The organism is Flavobacterium sp. (assembly GCF_044376915.1).
Lineage (GTDB): Bacteria > Bacteroidota > Bacteroidia > Flavobacteriales > Flavobacteriaceae > Flavobacterium.
Window position 1 is genome coordinate 1 of record NZ_JBILKB010000122.1, and the last position, 3,861, is coordinate 3,861.

Annotated in this window: 4 protein-coding genes; 1 reads left to right on the plus strand and 3 read right to left on the minus strand. The window is 35.7% G+C overall.

All coding sequences use genetic code 11. The features are described from left to right. Positions 1–111 precede the first annotated feature (111 nt). Positions 112–1,218 carry a diphosphomevalonate/mevalonate 3,5-bisphosphate decarboxylase family protein gene (locus ACIQ6Z_RS09455; protein ID WP_396210638.1) on the minus strand — a complete coding sequence of 369 codons (1,107 nt, stop codon included), beginning with the start codon at positions 1,216–1,218 and terminating at the stop codon, positions 112–114. An 83-nt stretch (positions 1,219–1,301) separates the two neighbouring features. On the opposite strand from ACIQ6Z_RS09455, the gene ACIQ6Z_RS09460 reads away from it, so the two are divergent. Beyond that, complete coding sequence (locus tag ACIQ6Z_RS09460; protein ID WP_396210636.1) at positions 1,302–1,778, plus strand: TspO/MBR family protein; 477 nt, start codon at positions 1,302–1,304, stop codon at positions 1,776–1,778. A 12-nt stretch (positions 1,779–1,790) separates the two neighbouring features. Here ACIQ6Z_RS09460 and ACIQ6Z_RS09465 read toward each other — a convergent pair whose 3' ends face one another. Next, the gene (locus ACIQ6Z_RS09465) at positions 1,791–3,005 is read right to left on the minus strand and encodes an NAD(P)/FAD-dependent oxidoreductase (protein ID WP_396210639.1); all 1,215 of its coding nucleotides are present in this window, start codon (positions 3,003–3,005) and stop codon (positions 1,791–1,793) included. 84 nt (positions 3,006–3,089) lie between these two features. Continuing rightward, a partial coding sequence (locus ACIQ6Z_RS09470) for an alpha-glucosidase C-terminal domain-containing protein (RefSeq protein WP_396210637.1) occupies positions 3,090–3,861 on the minus strand: 772 nt, incomplete at its 5' end.

Here is a 3,861-nt window from a genome sequence, read left to right on the forward strand (position 1 = left end):
GAATCTTGGATGATTCCATATTCTCCGAAAAGTAATATTTTAGAGTAAAAAAGTGGTCCTTTCATAATTTTTAGTTTTCTATTTCAGTAAACAAGGAGTAAATGTACAAAATTAATTTGATTTAGCGCCTGTTCCAATTTGATCGCAAATATATTGGCCATTTTGGCAATAGACTACTAGTTCATTTTGAATAAATTGCATTACTTTTTCTTTTACAGTTGACGGATATAGAACATGTACATTAGCACCTGCATCTAACGTAAAACAAACTGGAATTTGTGTTTCGTTTCTATAGTTCCAAATTTTATTGATAATTTCTAACGTATTCGGTTTCATCAAAATGAAATAAGGCATGGATGTCATCATCATGGCATGTAAAGTCAATGCTTCACTTTCTACAATTTTGATGAATGCTGCAATATTTCCTGATGTTAGCACTTCTTTTATAGCGGTTAAATTTTCGTGAGCCTGGCCAAATCGTTGTTCGGCATAAGGATGATTGTGCATTAAATCATGCCCAACTGTACTTGAAACTTGCTTTTCGCCTTTGTCAACTAATAATATAGTATCTTGAAAGTTTTTGAAATATTCATGAACTTCTGAAAACGCTACGCCAAATAAATCTGAACTATTAGCTGTTTTTGCATGATTGCCCCAAATTACTACTTCACCTTTGATGCTCCTGCACGCACTACCACTTCCCAAACGGGCTAAAAAAGATGTTTTTGCATTGAAATAGTCATCTGAAAGACTTGGAGTGATAGCTTTTTCCAAACTCATGATAGAAACAGCTAAAGCGGCCATTCCTGAAGCAGACGAGGCAATACCTGAACTGTGCGGGAAGGTATTTTGGGTATCAATTGTAAAATGATATTCTTTTAAATACGGGCAATACACCTCGATTCGTTCGAAAAATTTTTGAATTTTAGGTTTGAAATCTTCTTTTGGCTTTCCTTCAAATAACAAATCAAAAGAGAAGTCTTTGGTATCTGATTTTTTTAGTACCCCCAATTTTGTGATGGTCTTGCACTGGTTTAATGTAAAACTAATGGACGGATTGGCCGGAATTTGTTCCGATTTTTCACCTGGGATGCTTGAAACTTGTTCTTTTTTTCCCCAATATTTTACCAAAGCAATATTACTGGGTGCACTCCACTCGAAATTTGCTGATTCAAGGGAGCTATAGGTTGTTGCAATAAAATCTTTTTCGGTAAGCATGGTGTAATATTTTGACAAAAATACCGATTTTGATTGATTTGTTCCCTTGATATTTCGTTAATTTGCTATTAAAATTAGAAAAAATGACAAAATATTTGCGCATTATCAACATGGTTATGGTTTGTTTAGCAGTGGGTTATTTATCCAGCAAAGTAACACAAGCCAGTATTGAAACGTGGTATCCTATGATATTAAAACCGAGTTTTAATCCGCCCAATTGGGTTTTTGCACCGGTTTGGACCCTGCTTTTTGTCTTGATGGGGATTTCCAGTGGGTTAATTTGGAATCAAATGGCTACAAAGTTACCGTTGGTAAAAAAAGGAATGTTATTTTTTGTGATTCAATTGGCATTAAATGCACTTTGGTCCTATATTTTCTTTGGGTTACATAATTTTTTATTGGCTTTCGTGGAGATCATCTTACTTTGGTTAATGATTTATGAAACCTACCATATCTTCAAACAAATTGATAAAAAAGCAGCCTATTTATTAGTGCCATATCTCGTTTGGGTTGGATTTGCCACGCTATTAACAGGTAGTATTTTTTGGTTGAATCGCTAATTCTAGGAATCTTTATTTAGCGATATTTTCTGCCACAATAAAACCTCCGGTCCAAGCATTTTGAAAATTAAATCCACCGGTTATGGCGTCAATGTTAAGTATTTCACCGGCAAAATAAACATTTGGCAAAATTTTACTTTCCATAGTTTTGAAATTGATTTCTTTTAAATCAATACCACCAGCGGTTACAAATTCTTCTTTGAAGATGCTTTTTCCATTGACATGGAATTCGCCATTGGTGAGTTGTTCGCCTAATGCAATCAATTGTTTTTTAGATATATCAGCCCATTTGGTATCTTCCGAAATTCCTGCTGCCTTCACGAGATTTTCCCAAAGGCGTTTGGGCAATTCAAAATGAGCATATTTACTTACTAATTTTTTGGCGTGATCTTCTTTGATTTCTTTTAAACTATCGACAGCATCTTCTAAGGTAAATTCATGCAACCAATTGACTTGAATGGCAAATTGGTATTTTTTTTCGGCTAATTCTCTGGCGCCCCATGCAGAGAGACGTAAAATTCCGGGACCACTCATTCCCCAATGTGTAATCAATAAAGGTCCAGCAGCTTGCAATTTAGATTTCTTTACTTTCACCGAAGCTATTGCCGAAAGCCCCATTAAATCTTTAATTCGAGGATCTTTGATGTTAAAAGTAAACAAGGATGGAACGGGTTCGACGAGTGTATGTCCTAAATGTTGCAACAATTCCCACATTTTAGGATTGCTACCGGTCGTGAGCACTATTTTTTCGCAGAGGAATACATCTTGTGTCGTTGAAATTTTCCAGTGTGTTTCTGTTTTGAAAAGTTCTTGAACACTGTGATTGGTGAGTACATCAATGTTGCATTTTTTTATAGCAGCTTGAAAACAATCGATGATGGTTTGAGACGAATTGGATACGGGAAACATCCGACCGTCTTCTTCTATTTTAAGAGGCACTCCTTTTTTTTCAAACCACTCAATAGTATCTCCCGAACAAAATTGATGAAACGGGCCTTTCAATTCGCGCTCGCCTCGCGGATAATTTTTCACTAAATCATTGGGCACAAAACAGGCATGTGTTACATTACAGCGTCCGCCACCCGAAATGCGCACTTTTTCTAAAACACTTTTACCGCGTTCGAGGATCGCAATTTTAAGGGCAGGATTTTTCTCAGCGCAGTTAATGGCCGTAAAAAACCCGGCAGCCCCACCACCGATTATAATAATGTCGTATTTTGAATTCAATGAATTTTTTTGCAAATATCGGTTAATTTTTAAAATAAAAAGTCCCGCTGGTTTAGAGCGAGACTTTTCTTTATTTTTGGACTATTATTTGGTAAGAATATAATATTGCCATGGCAACAAGGAAAGGACTTGTTTTGTATTTAAGTCCATCATTTTTTCATTCATTAGGTCTTTATATTGTCCGGTTATAGGCACAGAAACGCTTACTGGTTTTGCTGATAAATTGGCTAAATAAATAACTCTTTTACCGTTTTTAGTGCGTTCAAAAGCTAACACGTTTTCATTGGAAGCAGAAATTTTTTTGTATGCTGCTTTGCTTTTTCCACCATGTAAGGCGTCAATTTTGTTTTTGATTTTACCTAATTTAGCACGTAAATCCCATTGTTTTCCTTTGATTTTGGGAATGGAATCTTTTTCAAAAAATTTCAAACTGTGCTCCAAGCCATATTCGTTTCCACTATATATCAATGGCATACCTGGCATTAAATAGGTTAAGGCTGTCATAGCAGGTTCTGCTTCTCCTAAACGACTTTTAATGGTGCCATTCCATGAATTTTCATCGTGATTGTCCACAAAATTCATTAAGATATCATTGGCTTCGTAGTCTTTATTTATTTTTTCAATATAAGCATCAAAATTTTTAACCGTCTCTTTTCCTTGTGCTATTTTGTTTAGTGTGTGGTGTCCCTCCCAGCCATAAGCCATATCAAATAAATTGTCTTTTAACAAAGCGGGTTCCCATGCTTCTGCTAACATAAAGATGTTTTTTTGTTTGCGCAATTGCGGAATCGCTTGTTGCCAAAAATCCAAAGGGACATTACCCGCTACATCGCAACGGAATCCATCAATAGCTTCA

Bases quoted from the DNA above. Each gene is read 5' to 3' on its own strand.
- ACIQ6Z_RS09455 (WP_396210638.1), bottom strand. From the start codon at position 1,218: ATGCTTACCGAAAAAGATTTTATTGCAACAACCTATAGCTCCCTTGAA.
- ACIQ6Z_RS09460 (WP_396210636.1), top strand. From the start codon at position 1,302: ATGACAAAATATTTGCGCATTATCAACATGGTTATGGTTTGTTTAGCA.